The organism is Bradyrhizobium sp. B120 (assembly GCF_049075665.1).
Classification (GTDB): domain Bacteria; phylum Pseudomonadota; class Alphaproteobacteria; order Rhizobiales; family Xanthobacteraceae; genus Bradyrhizobium.
In genome coordinates this window covers 1,536,059-1,554,204 of the sequence record NZ_CP185242.1, presented here as the reverse complement: position 1 = coordinate 1,554,204, position 18,146 = coordinate 1,536,059, and the positions used below count along the sequence as shown (strand labels likewise).

General features: G+C 62.1%; 13 protein-coding genes. 5 read left to right on the top strand and 8 right to left on the bottom strand.

Annotated elements, in window-relative coordinates:
- Positions 1 to 30: 30 nt before the first annotated feature.
- From ACOIX3_RS07420 to ACOIX3_RS07410, 3 genes are read right to left on the bottom strand one after another with little or no spacing between them, the layout of a single operon-like run.
- The gene (locus ACOIX3_RS07420) at positions 31 to 471 is read right to left on the bottom strand and encodes a hypothetical protein (protein WP_420969102.1); all 441 of its coding nucleotides are present in this window, start codon (positions 469 to 471) and stop codon (positions 31 to 33) included.
- Positions 472 to 493: 22 nt separating this feature from the next.
- Positions 494 to 763: an antibiotic biosynthesis monooxygenase family protein gene (locus ACOIX3_RS07415; RefSeq protein WP_420969101.1), complete on the bottom strand. Its 270-nt coding sequence runs from the start codon at positions 761 to 763 to the stop codon at positions 494 to 496.
- 30 nt (positions 764 to 793) lie between these two features.
- Complete coding sequence (locus ACOIX3_RS07410; RefSeq protein WP_420969100.1) at positions 794 to 1,756, bottom strand: NAD(P)H-binding protein; 963 nt, start codon at positions 1,754 to 1,756, stop codon at positions 794 to 796.
- A gap of 298 nt (positions 1,757 to 2,054) precedes the next feature.
- Between ACOIX3_RS07410 and ACOIX3_RS07405 the strand changes: the two genes are divergently transcribed.
- The 4 genes from ACOIX3_RS07405 to ACOIX3_RS07390 all read left to right on the top strand — a co-directional run bounded on the left by ACOIX3_RS07405 (position 2,055) and on the right by ACOIX3_RS07390 (position 9,755).
- Positions 2,055 to 3,068: a helix-turn-helix domain-containing protein gene (locus ACOIX3_RS07405; RefSeq protein WP_420969099.1), complete on the top strand. Its 1,014-nt coding sequence runs from the start codon at positions 2,055 to 2,057 to the stop codon at positions 3,066 to 3,068.
- 241 nt (positions 3,069 to 3,309) lie between these two features.
- Positions 3,310 to 4,209: an AraC family transcriptional regulator gene (locus tag ACOIX3_RS07400; RefSeq protein ID WP_420969098.1), complete on the top strand. Its 900-nt coding sequence runs from the start codon at positions 3,310 to 3,312 to the stop codon at positions 4,207 to 4,209.
- A 308-nt stretch (positions 4,210 to 4,517) separates the two neighbouring features.
- The gene (locus ACOIX3_RS07395) at positions 4,518 to 9,350 is read left to right on the top strand and encodes an NAD-glutamate dehydrogenase (protein ID WP_420969097.1); all 4,833 of its coding nucleotides are present in this window, start codon (positions 4,518 to 4,520) and stop codon (positions 9,348 to 9,350) included.
- Positions 9,351 to 9,425: 75 nt separating this feature from the next.
- The gene (locus ACOIX3_RS07390; RefSeq protein WP_420969096.1) at positions 9,426 to 9,755 is read left to right on the top strand and encodes a hypothetical protein; all 330 of its coding nucleotides are present in this window, start codon (positions 9,426 to 9,428) and stop codon (positions 9,753 to 9,755) included.
- Positions 9,756 to 9,916: 161 nt separating this feature from the next.
- Here the strand turns inward: ACOIX3_RS07390 and ACOIX3_RS07385 are convergent, their stop codons facing one another.
- Positions 9,917 to 12,700 carry a UPF0182 family protein gene (locus tag ACOIX3_RS07385; protein WP_420969095.1) on the bottom strand — a complete coding sequence of 928 codons (2,784 nt, stop codon included), beginning with the start codon at positions 12,698 to 12,700 and terminating at the stop codon, positions 9,917 to 9,919.
- Positions 12,701 to 14,175: 1,475 nt separating this feature from the next.
- Here ACOIX3_RS07385 and ACOIX3_RS07380 point away from each other — a divergent pair.
- Positions 14,176 to 14,835, top strand: a complete 660-nt coding sequence (locus tag ACOIX3_RS07380) for a glutathione S-transferase family protein (protein WP_420969094.1) — start codon at positions 14,176 to 14,178, stop codon at positions 14,833 to 14,835.
- Positions 14,836 to 14,992: 157 nt separating this feature from the next.
- Here ACOIX3_RS07380 and ACOIX3_RS07375 read toward each other — a convergent pair whose 3' ends face one another.
- The 4 genes from ACOIX3_RS07375 to ACOIX3_RS07360 form a co-directional block, all read right to left on the bottom strand.
- The gene (locus tag ACOIX3_RS07375; RefSeq protein WP_420969093.1) at positions 14,993 to 15,313 is read right to left on the bottom strand and encodes an antibiotic biosynthesis monooxygenase family protein; all 321 of its coding nucleotides are present in this window, start codon (positions 15,311 to 15,313) and stop codon (positions 14,993 to 14,995) included.
- A gap of 236 nt (positions 15,314 to 15,549) precedes the next feature.
- Positions 15,550 to 16,230, bottom strand: coding sequence for a glutathione S-transferase family protein (locus tag ACOIX3_RS07370; protein WP_420969092.1), 681 nt, complete (start codon positions 16,228 to 16,230; stop codon positions 15,550 to 15,552).
- A gap of 536 nt (positions 16,231 to 16,766) precedes the next feature.
- Positions 16,767 to 17,525: an NAD-dependent epimerase/dehydratase family protein gene (locus ACOIX3_RS07365; RefSeq protein ID WP_420969091.1), complete on the bottom strand. Its 759-nt coding sequence runs from the start codon at positions 17,523 to 17,525 to the stop codon at positions 16,767 to 16,769.
- Entirely contained in the window at positions 17,522 to 18,145 is a 624-nt protein-coding gene (locus ACOIX3_RS07360) for a DUF7002 family protein (protein WP_420969090.1), read from the bottom strand. The genes ACOIX3_RS07365 and ACOIX3_RS07360 overlap by 4 nt, the downstream gene beginning before the upstream one ends.
- Position 18,146 lies beyond the last annotated feature (1 nt).

The window sequence follows — 18,146 nt, the reverse complement described above, 5'->3', positions numbered from 1 at the left end:
CTCCTGATCCTGGCGAGGATTGGTTATGGGTCAGTGAGCGGGCATCGACGTGCTGCTCGGGCCAGGCTGCTCCGCCTCGCCGCGCCCCTGACGTAACGATCCGATCAGCAGGCCGACGAAGAGCAAGGCGCCGACAAAGGAAATGAGCGACCCTACGATTGCAGCGACGTGAGTGACGCCGGCAACCACAAGAACGAGCCCTGGGACGAAAATGACGACGCCAAGATTCGCGACGGCGAACTGCCAGCGTACGAGCCGGGATGCGCCAAGTTCCGGGAACGCCTGCAAGACGAGCCCGTAGAGACACATCGTCGCCCAGCCGAGTAGATTCAGGTGGGCGTGCACGACCACGTATTTGAAGTTCTCGGCAATACCCATGCCGATGCCGATGGCAAGTCCGATGCAAAGATAGATGGCGGCCGTGATGATGTACCATCGCGCGATCGCGCTGGAGCGAAGTTGTTTCGACATTGGCGACCCCTGCGTGAGCATGTCAGAACTCTTCGAAAAAGGCGGTCTCTCGCCCCGGCAGAATGCCGGCTTTGGCCTGAGTCCTTTCAAGCTGCGGACTGGAGCTGAACGCCTTCGCATTTTCCTCTGTGTCCCAGTCGAACAGGATCAGCAGGTGACTGGGGTTAGCCGTCGAGCGAAAGCGGCGGACGCGGCGACAACCATGCGCGGTTCGCGCCTCGTCATTCTTGTCGAAAACCTGCTTCCATCTGTCGAAGTCCTCGACATCACCGCGAACCATCAGGACTGGCATTCTGGTCTCCATTTTTTTGCAACTTCGCTTTCAACTCGACAGGCACCCGAGCTCTAACAGGCTGGCGCGAACTGCCTGGTCGAGAGGCGTGTGAGGCTCGTCGCCGATCAACGCAATCAGCTTGGAATTATCGAGCCGAAGCGGGACATCCCAGAGATAGCGAACCTCTTCGACCTCACGGAGGAGCGGAACGAAGGGCGCGAGCAGCCGGACGGCGAGCCATGGAAAGCGGCGAATGGGGAGGTCGAGCCTTCCGGCCGCGCGACGAATGGATTGAGCGAGCTCGATCCCGGGTTCGATCCAGTGTCCGCCAAAGTGAAACACATCGAACGGCGGCAGATCGGCTTCGATCTCTGCAAGTCGCGCAATCGCCTCGGCGTAATCCGGCAGATAGGCCCAGGCATGCCCTGTCGCAGGAGGACCGGGATATGAGATGGCACGCAGCGGCTGCCCCGGCTTGATCAGGACATTCGAAAAATTTGAGGATGGCCCGTGTCCACCAAACACGTCGCCGGCGCGCACGACGAGCGATCGGGTGCCGGTCGCCGCCGCCGCCCTCAGCATGTCTTCCATCTCGCAGCGAACGCGGCCCTTGCGCGTGTTCGGCTCCTGCTGCGTTGTCTCGGACAACAGCGGACCGGTGTCCGCGCCGAAGTTATACAGATTGCCAGGGAGGATCAGCCGCGCGTTTGAGGCGCTCGCCGCTTCGATCGAGCTACGAAGCATCGGCATCGCGAGGCCACGCCAGTTCTTGTACCGCGGTGGATTGGCTGCGTGAACGATGAGGGCGACATCGCTGGCTGCGTTGGCCACGTCATCCGCCTTCATCGCGTCTCCCTGGATCCAGGCGACGCCGTTATCCGGCAAAGAGGCGGAGACCGGCTTTGGCGTGCGGCTCAAGCACCGAAGATGCCAGCCGTGGCGCGCCAAGGCCCTTGCGACCTCGCGCCCTACGCCTCCCGTCGCTCCGATCATCAACGCCGTTTTCGTCATGCGTCTCACCGGTTGCTCGCCGCGAACCGGTCTTCAAGCGGCAAAATCGTTGTCAAAGTTTGCAGTTGATCCCGCCCTTGGCAGCAAGTGCTGATCAGATCCTGAGTGGTGGAGCCGAAGGTCGCCGGCCGATATCCCGACCTGCGCCCAGTCCTGTTCCGAGACACGCATTCAAAACTCCCGTTGATCGGTTCCCGTGGCACGACGTGTAGGCGGTGATCGGACCGGTGTTCTTGGGCTGGCGCACCGTGATCTAGGACACAGACGCCACCGTTGACTTTTCGGGTCGGGTGACGCAATGCCGCAACAGGGGATGCCACGGCACGGGAACGAGCCGACGATGTCAGAGCAACAGGCGCCTGCGACTTTTCGGTTCTCGACCGCCGATTGGCCGGCACGGGATCGACTGGCAATCTGGCGCGAGTCGATCGGGCGCACCGTCATCCAGCTCGACACGGAGCCGTTGTCCGACGGAGCGTTCCATGCCGAGGCGACCGTACTGGCGCTGCCCGGGCTTTGGCTCGGTTCCTGGGCATTGGCCAATTTGCGCGCCGCCGTGACCCGCGAGTTGCTCGATGGCAGCGACGATCTCGTGCTCGGGATCGCGCTGAGCGGCGCACCCATCATCACGCACCGGAGACGCGAGGCCACCGGCGACACCGGCGATGCCATTCTGATGTCGACCGCGGAACCGCGGGTGAGCGTCTACCCGTCGCTTGTGCGCTTCCTCAGTCTGCGGCTGCCGCGCAAGGCGCTTACGCCGTTCGTGCCCAACCCCGAAGATGCGCTGATGCGTCCGGTCCCGCGCGACATCGAGGCATTGCGACTGCTTACCTTTTACGCCGACGAGCTGAACCGCATGGATCGGATGGCCGCGGGCGAGCTGCAGCATGTCGTCGTCACCCATCTGTACGACCTCGCGGCGTTGGTGATCGGTGCCACGCGTGACGGCGCGGCCGTCGCTGAAAATCGCGGGCTGCGCACGGCGCGGCGCGCCGCCGTCAAGGCCGATATCAATTCCCATCTGGGCGATCCCGCCCTCACATTGACCGCGGTTGCCGCGCGCCAGCGTCTGTCGCCGCGCAGCGTTCAGAGGCTGTTCGCCGAACAGGACACGAGTTTCTCGGAATACGTGCTCGGCGCGCGCCTCGCCCAGGCCTATCGCCTGCTGACCGATCCACGCTGGCGCGACCGCAACATCTCCAGCATCGCGTTCGAAGTCGGCTTCGGCGACCTGTCCTACTTCAACCGCGCCGTTCGCCGCCGCTACGGCGCGACGCCATCGGAGATTCGCGCAATGCCAGAGCGTTGATGACGCGTCGGATCGATGGCGCCTCAAACCGGGCCCTTGACGCGACTGTCCTAGCTTCCCCGCCCTATCCCGCCGTAGAACGGGTATGAGTTGCCTTCTGATGGCGGCGAGCGGTTGACCGGTTGGAAACACGGTCGAGAACATCATGCGAGCAGGTGATCCAGACTCCGCGTTCCCGAAATTGCCGGACTCCAGCACGTTTCGATTCTCGAGCGCCGATTGGCCGGAGCGGGATCGGCTGATGATTCTGCAGGAGGTCATCGGACGCGCGACCGTGAAGTTCGATCTCGGGCCGATTTCCGACGACCCGTTCCGCGCTGACCTGGTGGTGCAGGCGCTCCCTGGGCTCGCGATCGTGTCGGGCGCCAGCGTCAATATACGCGCGGCAAGGACGCGCGATCTGCTGGACGACCGTGACGATCTCGTTCTGAAGGTCTTTACGAGCGGGACCGGAGTCGCATCGCAAGGCGGTCGAGAGGTCACGCTCCGCGCGGGCGATGCGCTGTTGATGTCGGCGGCGGAGACCAGCATGTCTGCGACGTCGTCACCGTCATGCTTCATCACGATTCCGCTGCAGCGCAAGGCCGTCGCATCGCTCGTGTCCAGGCCCGAAGATGCGCTGATGCGTGTGCTGCCCGGCACGAACCCGCTGCGTCTACTCGTGAACTATGTCAGGCAGTTGCAGACTGGGGTGCCATTGACGACGTATGAGCTGCAGCGCGCCGTCGTCACCCATGTGTACGATCTGGCGGCGCTCGCGATCGGCGCCACCAGCGACGGAGCGGCGCTGGCCGAAAGCCGCGGGCTGCGGGCCGCGCGGCTTGCCGCGATCAAGGCCGACATCCGCGCGCATCTCGGCGATCCCGACCTGTCGCTGAACGCGGTCGCAGCGCGCCAGCGTCTTCCGCCGCGCAGCGTGCAGCGGCTGTTTGCGGACCAGGACACGAGCTTCTCGGAATTCGTGCTGGATGCCCGCCTGACCAGCGCGCATCGGCTGCTGACCGATCGGCTCTGGGACGAACGCAACATCTCCAGCATCGCGTTCGAAGCTGGATTCGGAGACTTGTCCTACTTCAACCGCATCTTCCGCCGCCGTTACGGCGCAACGCCTTCGGAAATTCGCGCAGCGGCGCGGCGCTGAACAGCTGCGCCGCAGCGCTGCGAACTCATACTCGATTGAAATTGCTTGTGATTTTGGCCAACCCAGTGGTTCGGCAGCCGCCGGCGCCGGCTTCGGCCTCACGCGCTGCAGCAGGGCACCTCAAGACTTCTCACGACAGCATGCGCCTTGGATAGCTTTGGGATCGGAGTATTGTCGTCCGGAGTTGTCGCAACTTTGAGACCGGGGATTTCGCGTACGCACTCGATCGCGGTCAAGGCTGTGGCGCTCGAAGCGATGCACTCCAGAATCAAGCTGATGATCGCGAACGCGATCGGACGGCGCGGCAAATGGAGGACATGATGGCTTGGCGTGACGATAAGGCCCGTTCAACCCTGATCCGCGATGCAGCGGGAAGCGTGCAACCGGGCAAGGCGCCCCGGAGCTTTGCCGAGCTTCTGTTCGGCTACACCAATGTCGAGGACCTCGCCAATCACGATGCGCTGTCGCTGGCCTTCCTGGCGGAACAAGCCTGGGAGCACGTGCAGCAGCGTACGGCCGGCAGCGCCGATATCCGTGTCGTCAATCCGATGATGCCGGACGGGCGCGAGATTTCCGTGCTCGAAATTCTCAACGACAACATGCCCTTCCTGTTCGATTCCACGACGGCGGAGCTGGCCGAGCAAGGCATCGAAGTCACCCTCGTCGCTCACCCGATCCTCGCGGTGGAGCGCGACAGCCAAGGCAAGCTCCTGCGCTTCCACGGCGAAGCGCTGCCGGCGGGAGTAAACGGCACGCGGGAAAGCCTGATTCACCTCCACATCACCCGCCTGGACGCCGACGCCGATCGCCAGAAGCTGATCGACGGCCTCACCAGGACGTTGAACGACGTCCGCGCCTGCGTCACCGACTGGCGCGCGATGCGCGACCGGGTCGAGGACGCGATCAAGACCTTTTCTTCCAATCCGCCGCCGCTGCCGATCGACGAGGTCGCCGAGGCCAACCAGTTCCTGCAATGGCTCTGCGCGGACAATTTCACCTTCCTCGGCGTGCGCGAATATCGCTTCTCGCCCGACGGCGATGCATCCGACGACATCACGACCGGCAAAGGCCTCGGCGTCCTCCGCGATCCGGATGCGAAGGTGCTGCGCCGCGGTAGCGAAATGGTGGTGATGACGTCGGAAATACGCGAGTTCATGCACGACCCCACCCTGCTCATCGTCATCAAGGCCAACGTCTCCAGCCGCGTTCATCGTCGCATTCGCATGGATTATGTCGGCATCAAGCTCTATACGCCCGACGGCCGGCTGGAGGGCGAATTGCGGGTCGTCGGCCTGTTCACCTCGGGCGCCTATACCCGCTCCGCACGCCAGATCCCCTATGTCCGCCACAAGGTGACGCGCGCGCTGCAACGCGCCGGCTTCGACCCGAACAGCCATTCGGGCAAGGCGCTCATGCATATTCTCGAAGAATATCCGCGTGACGAACTGTTCCAGGTCGACGTCGACACGCTCTACAATTTCATCATGGAGATCCTGATCCTCTACGAGCGTCCGCGCGTCCGCGCGCTGGCGCGGGTGGACAAGTTCGATCGCTTCGTCTCCATCCTCACTTTCATTCCGCGCGAGAAATACGACACGGACGTCCGCACCCGCGTCGGTGCCTTCCTGGCGCAGGTCTACAAGGGGACGCTGTCGGCCTCCTACGTTTCATTCCCTGAAGGGGCGCTTGTGCGCGTCCACTACATCATCGGACGCTATGACGGCAAAACTCCCGTCGTCGAACGCGCCACGCTCGAAGCCGGGATCAGCGCCATTGCCGCGACGTGGGCCGACAAGCTGAAGGCCGCGCTCACTGCCTCCACCGATGGCATGCGGGCACGCATGCTCACCAACCGATATGCCCGGGCGTTTAGCGGTGGCTATACCGAGGTGTTCGGCGCGGAACAGGCGATCACCGATATCGCCACCATCGAAAAGCTCACGCCAGCCCGCCCGGTGGCGATTTCGGTTCATCGCGACGCAAGCGAGGCCGATCCCAAGCGCTTCGGACTGAGGGTGTTCTCGCACGACGCGCCCCTGTCGCTGTCCTACCGCGTGCCCGTGATCGAAAATCACGGCCTGCGCGTGGTCAACGAACGCACCTATCAGATCGCGCCGCGCGCCACGCCGGCGCCTCCGCCGGTTTGGCTCCACGAGATGACGATCGAGACCAGCGACGGCCAGCCGATCACGATCAGCCCGGAATTCAGCCATCGCCTTGAAGCCTCGATCATGGCGGTGGTCCGCGATCACGCCGAATCCGATGGATATAACGGCCTGATCCTGCGCACCGCCCTAGGCTGGCGGGAAGTCTCGACCATCCGGGCACTGTCCCGCTACCTGCACCAGATCCGCGCGCCGTTCACCCAGGATTATATGTGGGAGACCTTGCGCAAGAACGCCGCGATCACGGCCAGCCTCGTCGCGCTGTTCCAAACCCGCCTCGATCCACGCCTCGCCTCCACGGATGCCGAGCGCTCGGCACGCGAGACGGCCCTGCTTGCCGAGGTCGAGGAGCAACTCAAATCCGTTGCCTCGCTGGACGAGGACCGCATCCTGCGCCGTTTCACCAACCTGGTGCAGGCGACGATTCGCACCAATCTGTGGCAGATCGGCGAGGATGGACATCCGCGTCCCGTGATCTCCTTCAAGTTCGACGCGCGCCGGATCGACGACCTGCCGGCTCCACGACCTCTCTACGAGATCTTCGTCTATTCACCTCGTGTCGAAGGTATTCACCTGCGCTTCGGCAAGGTTGCGCGCGGTGGCTTGCGCTGGTCCGACCGGCCGCAGGATTTCCGCACCGAGATCCTCGGCCTCGTGAAAGCGCAGCAGGTCAAGAACGCCGTGATCGTGCCGGTCGGCGCCAAGGGCGGCTTTGTGCCCAAGCGCCTGCCGCCGCCTTCCAATCGCGATGCCTGGCTCGCGGAAGGCACCGAAGCCTATCGCATCTTCGTTCGCTCGCTGCTGGAGCTCACCGACAATCTCGACGGCGACATCGTCGTGCCGCCCGAATCCACCGTGCGCCATGACGGCGACGACCCCTACCTCGTTGTCGCCGCCGACAAGGGCACCGCCACCTTCTCCGACATCGCCAACGCGATCTCGGCCGAGAAAAACCATTGGCTCGGCGATGCCTTCGCTTCCGGTGGCAGCCAGGGCTACGACCACAAGAAGATGGGGATCACGGCGCGCGGCGCCTGGGAAGCGGTCAAGCGCCACTTCCGCGAGCTCGGCACCGACATTCAGACCATGCCGTTCACCGCGGTCGGCGTGGGTGACATGTCCGGCGACGTTTTCGGCAATGGCATGCTGCTGTCGCCGGCGACAAAGCTCGTGGCGGCTTTCGATCACCGCGACATCTTCATCGATCCCTCGCCTGATCCTGCGATCAGCCTCGCCGAGCGCAAGCGTCTGTTCGACCTGCCGCGATCGAGCTGGCAGGACTACAACAAGTCGCTGATCTCGGCGGGCGGCGGCGTGTTCTCGCGGCAGCTCAAGGCGATCCCGCTCACTCCGGAGGTACGCGCCCTGCTCGATCTCGACAAGCCGCAAGCGACGCCTTTCGAGGTGATGACGGCAATCCTGAAGGCGCGCGCGGATCTGCTGTGGTTTGGCGGCATCGGCACCTATATCCGCTCCGCCGCGGAAAGCGACGATCAGGCCGGCGACCGCGCCAACGATCCAATCCGCATCACGGGCGGCGACGTGCGGGCCCGGGTGATCGGCGAAGGCGCCAATCTCGGCGTCACCCAACGCGGCCGCATCGAGGCGGCGCAGAAGGGCGTCAAGCTCAACACCGACGCCATCGACAACTCGGCCGGCGTGAACACGTCCGACGTCGAGGTCAACATCAAGATCGCGCTGGCGCGGCTCGAGCGCGAGGGCCGGCTCAGCCCCGCTGACCGCAACAGCCTGCTGGCCGCGATGACCGACGAGGTCGGCACGCTGGTGCTGCGCAACAACTATCTGCAGTCGCTGGCGCTCTCGCTCGCCGAACGCAAGGGCGTGGCCGAGACCGGCTTCCTCACGCGCCTGATGCAGTCGCTCGAGCAGCGCGATTTGCTCAGCCGCGCAGTGGAGTTCCTGCCCGACGACGCAGCGCTCACCGAGCGCACACGGCGCGGCCAGTCCCTCGCGCGGCCCGAGCTTGCCGTGCTGCTCGCCTATGCCAAGCTGACGCTTTACGATGACCTGCTCGTCACCAGCGTGCCGGACGATCCCTATCTTGCCCGGGAACTATCCCAGTATTTTCCGCGCGAGGTTCAGGACAAATACCCGAGAGCGGTCGAATCCCATCGCCTGCGGCGGGAGATCATCGCGACCAGCCTCGCCAATGCGGTGATCAATCGCGGCGGCCCGGCCTGTGTCGTGCGTCTGATCGACGAGACGGACGCCGATATCCCGACCATCGTCATGGCCCATGTGGCAGTCGATGAATGCTACGGGCTCAAGTGGCTCAGTGACGCGATCGATGCACTCGATACCTGCATCGACGGGCGGGTGCAGCTGTCCCTCTACGCTTCTGTCCAGGACCTCCTGCTCTCCCGCATGGTCTGGTACGTGCGCAATGTCGATTTCAAGGACGGGCTGGAGACCGTCGTCGCGCGCTTCGGCCCGGCTATCCGCCAGATCGTCGCCGGGCTCGACACCGCGCTGCCGCCGGACTTGCAGGCCGCACGTGCCAAGCGTCGGCAGGACCTGACCGATGCCGGTGTCCCGGCCGGCCTCGCCGGCGAACTCGCCGATCTCGATGCTCTGGTCTCGGCACCCGATATCGTGACGGTTGCCGAGCGCACCGCCCGCCCGATCGGCGACGCTGCTGCGACCTTCTTCGCCGCCGAAGCGAACTTCCGCCTCGACCGCATCGTCGCCGCTGCGCGCAGCGTGCCGGCAAACGATTATTTCGAACGTATGGCGATCGATCGCGCCGTTGAGCAGATCGCCGGCGCCGAAAGAAGACTGGCCGCGGACATGCTGGCAACCGGGCAGTCCGGCCAGCAGGCTGTCGAGACCTGGCTCGCGGCCCACCCCGAAGCGGCGCGCATCCGCCGCTCGGTCGAGGAGATCGCGGCCAGCGGCCTGACGCTCGCCAAGCTGACGGTGGCGGCGAACCTGCTGGGGGACCTGGTCAAAGCCTGAGGCGTGCGAGGCGGCGATGTGAAACTCTGGGAGCAATGCCGGCGCAGGTTGTTAGCCGGCGAACGGAGGAATCCGATGATCCACGCGACTTGCCATACCGCCGATAATGTCCGCTGCATCGAGTTCGATGCCACACCCTGGTTCAGCGAGGCTGACGCTCCGAGCATTGTCGATTTGGCCCAGCGAGGCTGGACCAGCACCGCGATTGCAGATTCCCTTGAGGGCCGACGAGGCTATGAACGCTTGCACGACCTCGTTGAGTATGCGGCGAAGCGACTGCAACCGGAATCCCTGGAGGACCCAACCTGGGAAACCTTCGCGTGCGTCGTCGATGGACCCGACGCCGTGGCCTGGCTCGAGAGCAACCGGCCGGAGGTTGTGGCAAGGATCCGGAACGTCACCTGAGGCGCCGGCAATTGCAACGATTGACCGGCGGCATCGCGCGCGAAGCGGAAATGGCGCGCCGTCCGGAACAGAACAGCGAGTTCCTGTGCGATCGAAATTGCAATGCAACCTTTAGCAATACGATCGAGGCGCGCGTCCGCGCTTTCAATTCCCCTCGGCCATTAGTGGCCGACGGAGCGCCGGTTCATTTCCTCCAGGGACTCGCGCAGGGCATCGAACTGCGTGCCGAAACCTTTCCAGTCTCCGGCCTTCAAGCGTTCCACCGCCTGATTGTAGCGATCGAGCGCCTGCTGCGCCGGGCTCGCCGCCCCGCCCGCAGGGGACACCGCGTCCGTTGCGTTTGAAACCGCCGGCACCGCACCAGGCTCTGCGAACAACGCGGCCAGGGCGTCAGCGAGCGTCTCCTTCATCACGACATGCTCGCCGTAGGCTGCGATCACGCGTTTCAGCTCCGGCAGGTGTCCAAGCTCGGCGCGCAAATAGAGCGGCGAGACATAAAGGATCGAATTCTCGATCGGAATCACCAGCAGGTTCGCACCGCGTATCACCCGCGAGCCCATCTGGTTCCACAGCGTGAGTTGTTGCGAGATCTCGGTGCTCTGGTTGATCCGCGCCTCGATCTGAAACGGCCCGTAGACAAGCTTGTCCTTGGGGAATTCGTAGACGATCAGCTTGCCGTAGTCGGGCGCGTCGCAACGCGCAGCGAGCCACGCGATCATGTTGTCGCGACGGCTCGGCACCATCGGAAGCATCAGGAAGAACTCGGCCTGCGGCTCGCCGGGCAGCCGCATGATGATGTAATAGGGGGTCATCACCGAGGTGCCGTCGCCGCCCGGCTGTCGCGGAAACTGCCAGAAGTCCTCTCGGTTATAGAAAGTTTCGGCCTGCTCCATGTGGTAGGTTTGATAGAGCCGCGCCTGAATCAGGAACAGATCTTCCGGATAGCGAATGTGCTTCTGCAAATCCGCCGGCATCGCCGTGAACGGCTTGAACAGGCTCGGAAAGATATGCTGGTAGGTTGCTGCAATGGGGTCGCGTGGGTCGATCAGATAGAAATCGACCGTCCCGTTATAGGCATCGACAACAATCTTCACAGAATTCCTGATGTAGTTGAGACCGAGCTCCGGCACGGGCTGCGCGGAGGGGAAATAGGAGCTCGTGGTGTAGGCGTCCTGTATCCAGAACAGGTGCCCGTTGCTGATGACCAGATAGGGATCATGATCGAGCCTGAGAAATGGAGCGATCGCGCGCACCCGTTCCGTGATATTGCGCCGGATCATGATCCGGCTGTCGGCCGTGATGTAGCTTGAGAGGACCAGATTCGCGTCATTGAAGTAGTAGGCGAACAGCGTTCTCCATCCCAATGCTCCGATCGGAACACCGCCACTGCCGTCATAGGCCGCATAGACGTTGTCTTTCCCCTTCGGATAATCGAACTCCGGGATGCTGGCCTTGACGATGACGTAGTCGTCGCTCTCTTCTCCGAAGTAGATGCGCGGTTCGTCGATCTTGGGGCCGCCGTCCGCAACCGGCGGAATATCCCGCAAATAGAAGAACGGCAGTCCTTCCGCGCTCTTGCGGGTGACCGGGCTCATCACCGCGCCGTTGCCGTGCGTAAACAGCACGTGGCGATTGACCCAGGTCTGGGCATTCGAAGGCAACAGCGAGGCGCGCAGTTCGCGGGCCGAGAGCATCACGCTCTGGTAGGAGCCGTCGAGCCAATAGCGATCGACGTCAAGATCGTGGAATTTGTAGTAGGTGCGGATCTCCTGCAGTTGCGCGTAGGTATCCGACAGCGGCAGCCAGTCCCAGAGTCGGATATTGTCGATGGTGGCCTTGTTCGCTTCCAGCGTCTTGAAGGTCAGCCGCTGTTCGGCGGCAAACGGCTTGGCTGCGATCCGGTCGAGATTGTAGGCCTGCCTGGTGAGCGCGATGTTGCGTTCAATGTACGGCTTCTCCAGCTGCAACTCCGTCGGTTTGACGACGAAGTGCCGGAACAGCGAAGGGACGAGGCTCGACAGCACGACAGAGCCGGCGCCGACGAGGATGAACCCGGCGGCAAGGAGCCGGTAGGTGCGCGCCCGCAGATTGGCCCATGCGACGAGCGCCGCGATGATCGAAATCCCGATCATCAGCCACAGTGCCGGCAGCCCCAGATGGACATCGGTGTAGCTTGCCCCGACCACGACACCATTGTCGCTGTAGAGCAGCAGATAGCGGTCGAGCCCATAGGACCAGGCCTTCACCGCGAACAGAAGGCCAACCAGCGCCGAGCCATGTGCGATCACCGTCGGCGAGATTGATCGGTTGTGAACATCGTACTCGATGTCGCCGCGCGCCCAGTAGATCGCTCCGGCAAACAGCGCACTCAGGACGATTGCGAGCAGCATCCAGTTCTTGATCGCGAGATAAGCGGGTAGCGCAAAGAGATAGAAGCCGATGTCCTTGTTGTAGAGCGGATCCTCCGTGCCATAGGGCACGCCGTAGAGAAACTGCAGGAAGATGCCCCAGTTGCCGGCTTCGCCTGCGGCAACCAGCACGCCGAGCAAACCCGCACCGAGCGCGATAAACCACGGCCGTGCTAGTCGATCGCGCAGCAATACGGACAGATCGGGCGGCGGCGTAACACCCGCCACCTTCCACAGCGCGGCTGGGTTCTGTGGCGGCTGCTGCATGGCAAACCGCGCCGCCAGCACTCCGTTCAGCCAAAGGACGACGGTGGTCACCGCCAAGACCGCAAAAAAGACGGTCGCCTTGGCGCCGATCGCCGTCAGGAAAACCTCGAGATAACCGATCGAGGAAAACCAAAGCCAATCGACCAGGAAGTCGCTCGCGAACGAGAGCAGGATCAGGCAAATCGTGATGACGACGGCCGCAACGATCAGCCTCACCACGCCACTTTGCCGTGGTACCTTCCGGCCGGGTCCGGTAATCCCGATCGTCATGGCTTGATCATAGCGGAAATGAGGGACGCCCGCCGCTTGATTCACGGGCCGAACTGCCCGCCAAGGCGGGCGACGGGGATGCTCAAAGCTCCGTCGCCGCGACCGCGAACAAGCGCCAAACTCGGCTGATACAGGCCGGCACGATCAATCAGCTATCGAGCAGGAGGACGCTCGCGAACGGAGGCGCGTCGCCCCATATCGCGGAAAAGCGAAGGTTTGGCGCTCCCTAGGGGAAGCGAACCCCCGCCTCAGCCTTGAGAGGGCCAAATAATGTGGCTGTCTTCGTTTGCCGATGTTCAATAATTTCAGGATATTGAATGCCCATAGTCAGTATAGTTCGCCAATGTACATTGGTTTATATTCAACGGATATTCGACGTAAAGCCGGCGAACGCTATGTCGAAGACGCTCACCGAGGCTCCAGTTACGACGGCTAAAGCGCGCTCCAGACTCGAGCTTGGCGTGCATTGGCGTCGCCTCGATGCGGAAACGCATCTGGGCTATCGCAAAGGAAGACAGGGCGGCATTTGGCTTGTCCGCTGACGTAGTCACTACGGCGGCGGCAACTACAGGCAGGCGCAAGTCGGCGTCGCCAACGACATCAATGACAAGCCCACCGACGGGCTTCTGACCTTCGAACAGGCTGTGGGAGCGGCACGGGAGGCCGTAGCCCGAGCCCGAACAGAAGCCGCGTCGCAAGCAGCCGGCCCGAAGACCCCGCAAGGGCGGCAGTCGTGTCCTTGGTGCCGCGGAGTGGTGGAAACGTGGTGCCGACGGGAAATCGCGCGTGAGGAATCATCCTGCGGTCTTGATCGAATTCACGCGTCTGATGGCGCCGGTAGGCGTGTGCCTCGCAACGTCAATGCGAGTATCTGAGAACTGGCGCGTACGGCAGCGCACAGCAACGGCTGTTCGAAGCGTTCGGACCCATTGACGGCGAGAGAATTTTCGCAACCACGCAAGCCAAGGCGAATTACCGAAGCAAGGCTGTTCAAGTGTTTGTGCCAGTCGGGAGACCGCTACCGCCTTTCCCCACAGGACGCAAATCTGCGATATTTCCTCCGATCGTCCGCCTAACTCAGACGCTTGTCGAACGGAAAGTTCGATCGAGGACATGCAACCATCTCAAATTGCTATTTCACGCTGCAGTGTAACGCGCAACAATAGGAAGGTTGAGTAAGGTCGCTGAGGGTGCCCCGGACGCGATGGCCGCATTTTCGGGCTTTCGACGAGGTTGCCCTGGCGGAGGGTGCCATCCCCGAGCAGTATAAGGAGCTTGCTGGCGCTCGCGGTAGAAATGACTACCCAATATCCATACCGCATCGGCGTTCACAATCGAGCCGCGCGCGCAGCGGGCATCTGATCGGAGGCATCTGATGAAGAAGTCGCGGAAGCGATTTTGGTTAGTGCAGCGTCTGAGCCGGCCGCACCGTGACGCGCGGCCCGCATTTGGCCACTAGTGGCAAGGAGACTGCTATGAAGCTCATGTATGCACCTCAGTCTCCATTTGCGCGCAAGGTTCGTGCCGCCGCGATTGAGCTTGGGCTTGAGACCTCTATTGAGTTGACTTATGTCGAGGTCGTTCCTGGCCAACCCAATGTCGAATTTGGACAACTTCACAACCCGTTGAGGAAGGTACCCGCGTTAATCGTGCATGAGAACTGCACCCTTTTCGACTCTACCGTCATATGTGAGTTTCTCGATCACCTCGCCGGCGGCGCCCAATTAATTCCACGTGATCCAGATAAGCGCTGGGCCGTCCTTACACAGCACGCACTGGCCCAAGGCATATGCGATGCCGTCATATCGATTCGGTACGAGACCTCGATCAGGCCCGAAGATAAGCGTTGGCAAGTCTGGGTTGATGATCAGTGGGACAAGATATTCAACGCGCTTACCTGGTTTGACACGAACCCGAACGTATTCGACACGCCTCGCCTGAACATTGCGCACCTCGCTCTGGTTTCGGGTGTGGGATATATCGATTTCCGATATGGAGAAAACGTGGACTGGCGCTCGAAGCGACCGTTTCTTTCGGCCTGGGTGGAAGAGATATCGAAGAGAGACTGTTTCAAGAAGACGATCCCGACCTCGCCTCCGTTGGGGATGAGTGCTCACGAACGCGTTCAGAAATAGGACGCGACGCGATTAACCGGTACGATCACGTAAACGCCGACGGCTTCGGAATCTGCCGAAGTATGGACACCGGCCAAGCACCAATTGATCGACTCCAAGGATCCCCATCGAGAGAAAATCAAACTCACGGCTGCGACGACTCGAATCTGAAGGCAGATCAAATATTGTCCTTTTGAGGAGCGTGAAGAACCTCATAGTGCTGGACGCGAGAATCCCACATATCGAGCACGGCTATGGCCTGAGGCTCGACCACTGCCCGCTCGACATCGTCGCCGGCAAAGCTCCCTACGGCTTCCAGGGAATCCCAGAGCGACAGCACAAGAATCTCGGCCCGGTCATTTCCAATCCGTTTCAGCAGATACGCGCCTTTATTTCCAGGCAGACTCTGGAGCTCGGGTAACACGGTTGCGATAAAATGGGATTCGTACGCTGAAGCTCGCGCTGCATCCGTACTGGCCTTCCAGCTTCGCATGATCACTTGCTGCCCCTCGCCGAAGAACTCGTATCCGCAGTTCCGAACCGTCCGTTCGCAATGGGAGCCCAGCGAAACTTGGCCCACATCGCCTGCCGCCTGTCCCACACCAGCGAACCGACAATGAAGGGAGCGGGCGCTCCCTGCCCCGTAAAATTGCTAAAACGCGACCCGCATTTGCCGGACAGAAAATGCCTCGGACTGCTCAAGAGCAATTCCAGACCTTCCTAAGCCCCTGCGCCTCAAACGCGTTCGGCGCTTGACGCACCGTGTCCGATCCGTGCAGCCGCGCCTTCAGCACAACTCATGGCGAGAGCGACGGCGGGGCGAGCTTCGACTGCCGCAATCCAGCGCCGCAAATTGGGCCAACGGTCGCGAGCGTCGGGCATCGCGCGCATAAGACCTGCATACCCCGGCTTCATCCAAGGCAGGAGTGCCATATCGGCGATCGAATATTCGTCAGCCGCATATTCCTGGGCAGCCAGATTTCGGTCGAAGGTGTCGAACAGTCGCTCACATTCGTCGCGGTACCTTTGAATTGCGAACGGCACCCTCTCAGCTGCTGTCCTTGCGAAATACGACCATTGACCGAACATTGGTCCGACTCCGCCGACCTGCCAGAACGTCCACATCAACGTCTGCGCGCGCGCTTTCGGTTCGGCCGGCAGGAACCGACCCGTCTTCTCCGCGAGATGGACAAGGATCGCGCCGGACTCGCCGAGACGTAGGCCGCCGGGCAAATCGTGGTCAACGATTGCGGGGATACGGCCGTTAGGATTGATCGCGGTGAACCAATCCTCCTTCTGCTCACCCTTCTCGATGTCGACGAAATGTACAACGTGCTCAAGTCCGGTTTCGGCAAGCATGATCGAAACCTTTCTGCCGTTACCACCGAGCGAGCGGACCGTATAATAGTCGAGCATCGACAGCATCCTTCCGGCTTAGGCCGCCAGCCAAATTAGCACGACCGGTCGCTTTGTAAAGAGATCTCATCGCCCGTTAGTTGAGAGGAGATTTGATACCTGCGGCGCTCGCGACAGCTGAAATCGGTCGCGGCCTTTCGAACCCGACATCGACGTCAGCTGCGCTTGTCGATCGAGCAGCTATCAGAAGGCGCAGGCGGGGACGCCGTCCGAAGCCGAGGTGGGGCGCATCGTCAGGAGGGACTCGGTAGAGGCGCGCCGGCTCGCGTCAAGCCGATGGCAACGCGGACGCCGGTTCTCAAAATGGCCCGTCAGGCCATTTGATCCTCGGCCGGTAGCCGAGTTCTCGGCGTGCCTTTTGATCGTTAACGGTCACCTCCTGACCGAGAAACCGAACGATGGTCGGCGTGAGCGGCGGTGGGTAGCGGCGTCGCCGAAGTTTCCAGATCAGCGACAAGATAGCGCCAGTGACCTTGGCCGTATTCAGTCCGATTTCCGCCGCAGGCGGTTCTATGCCGGCGGCTCGGAGCTGAACTTCAAAGAACTGTCGCAGCTCCACTGGCTCGCCGTCCGTGAAATAGTAGATTTCGCCCGGCCGACCTCTTCTTCCCGCTAGGATCAAGCCATCGATCGCGTTGGCGATGTGAACTGTCGAGATATTGTGACGCCCCCCTGCGATCCAGCGAAATCGACCGCTCGGAATCCCGGCCTTGAGTGCCGGGATAAGGGTGTTTCCTGGGCCCCCACACATACGGAAAGCGTACGATGACGGTATTGAGGTTATCGCGGTTGGCATTCTGCATCTCTCTTTCGCTTTGGATCCGAGATGCCGCGAGCACGCCAACCGGCCTTCCTCGAGGAACAGACTCGTCCACATTTCTGACCGGACCGCTTCCAATCATCACGCCAATTCCGCTCACGTAGACGATTCGCTCCACCCCGGCTCGGAGTGCAGCCTCGACCACGTTGCGGCTACCCACCACATTTACGTCGAACGCTTCCTTCTTGTTCCAATCCGGAAGGTAGGCACCTGCGTGAAATACAGTGTCGCAGCCGGCCATGCCCCGAGAAAGACTATATATCGAAGTCAGATCGCCCGTGTGAACGGCAGCACCCGCCGAAGCTGCGATACGGCTTGCGGCCTCAGAGCGGGCCAGCGCCACAACTTCACTACCCTGCGCTCTCAGTTCGCGGATCAAGTGGCTACCGACGAAGCCTGAGCCGCCCGTTACGAAGACTCTTCGTAGTGCCCGCTTCTCGCCTCGAACCAGATCGGGTTCCGATATGTCGGTCATCGAATACTGCCCTTCGGTTCAATCAGCTCGATCCCAACGCACAACTCCAGCACGTCGGGAATTGGGACCAGCGAAACAAGCTCTGCGGGGCGATGCGACGGTGGACGCGGCTTGCCGCCCGCCTGGCACTCAAAGATCCAGCCGTTCGCAAGCCACTCGTCCACTGGCACGAAGCTGCGCGGCCCTCGGCTGGCGGGCTTCCGTTTCGCATTCCCCGTGTTGAATGGGGTCACACGAAGTGCGGCAGCATATCGTTCGACAAGCCTGGCTACGTCGATCGTCAGCAAATGCTGCTGGCGACTGTGGGCCGCCCGAACATGTCGATCGACACGCGCTCGATCAAACCAAAAGAAGACCAAACCGTTTAGCATGCGGTACCAGTCCGCTGGAACAAGCGGCGGATCGAGACACCGAGCCAGTGCGCTTGGTGGCATCGGCGCCTGATCTCGGATGTAACTTCCATCAGGCGCCGCTATTGCTCGCGGTCTGTGCTCTCCGCACGCGGCATTGTCGCGTCCAATCAAGTCGGCTGTACATTTTAGCCCGTCACGCCTGACGCGGTCCCAATTGGCGGCATCAACAAGGTGATAGACGGCGACAGGCAACGCACGCGTAGCCATT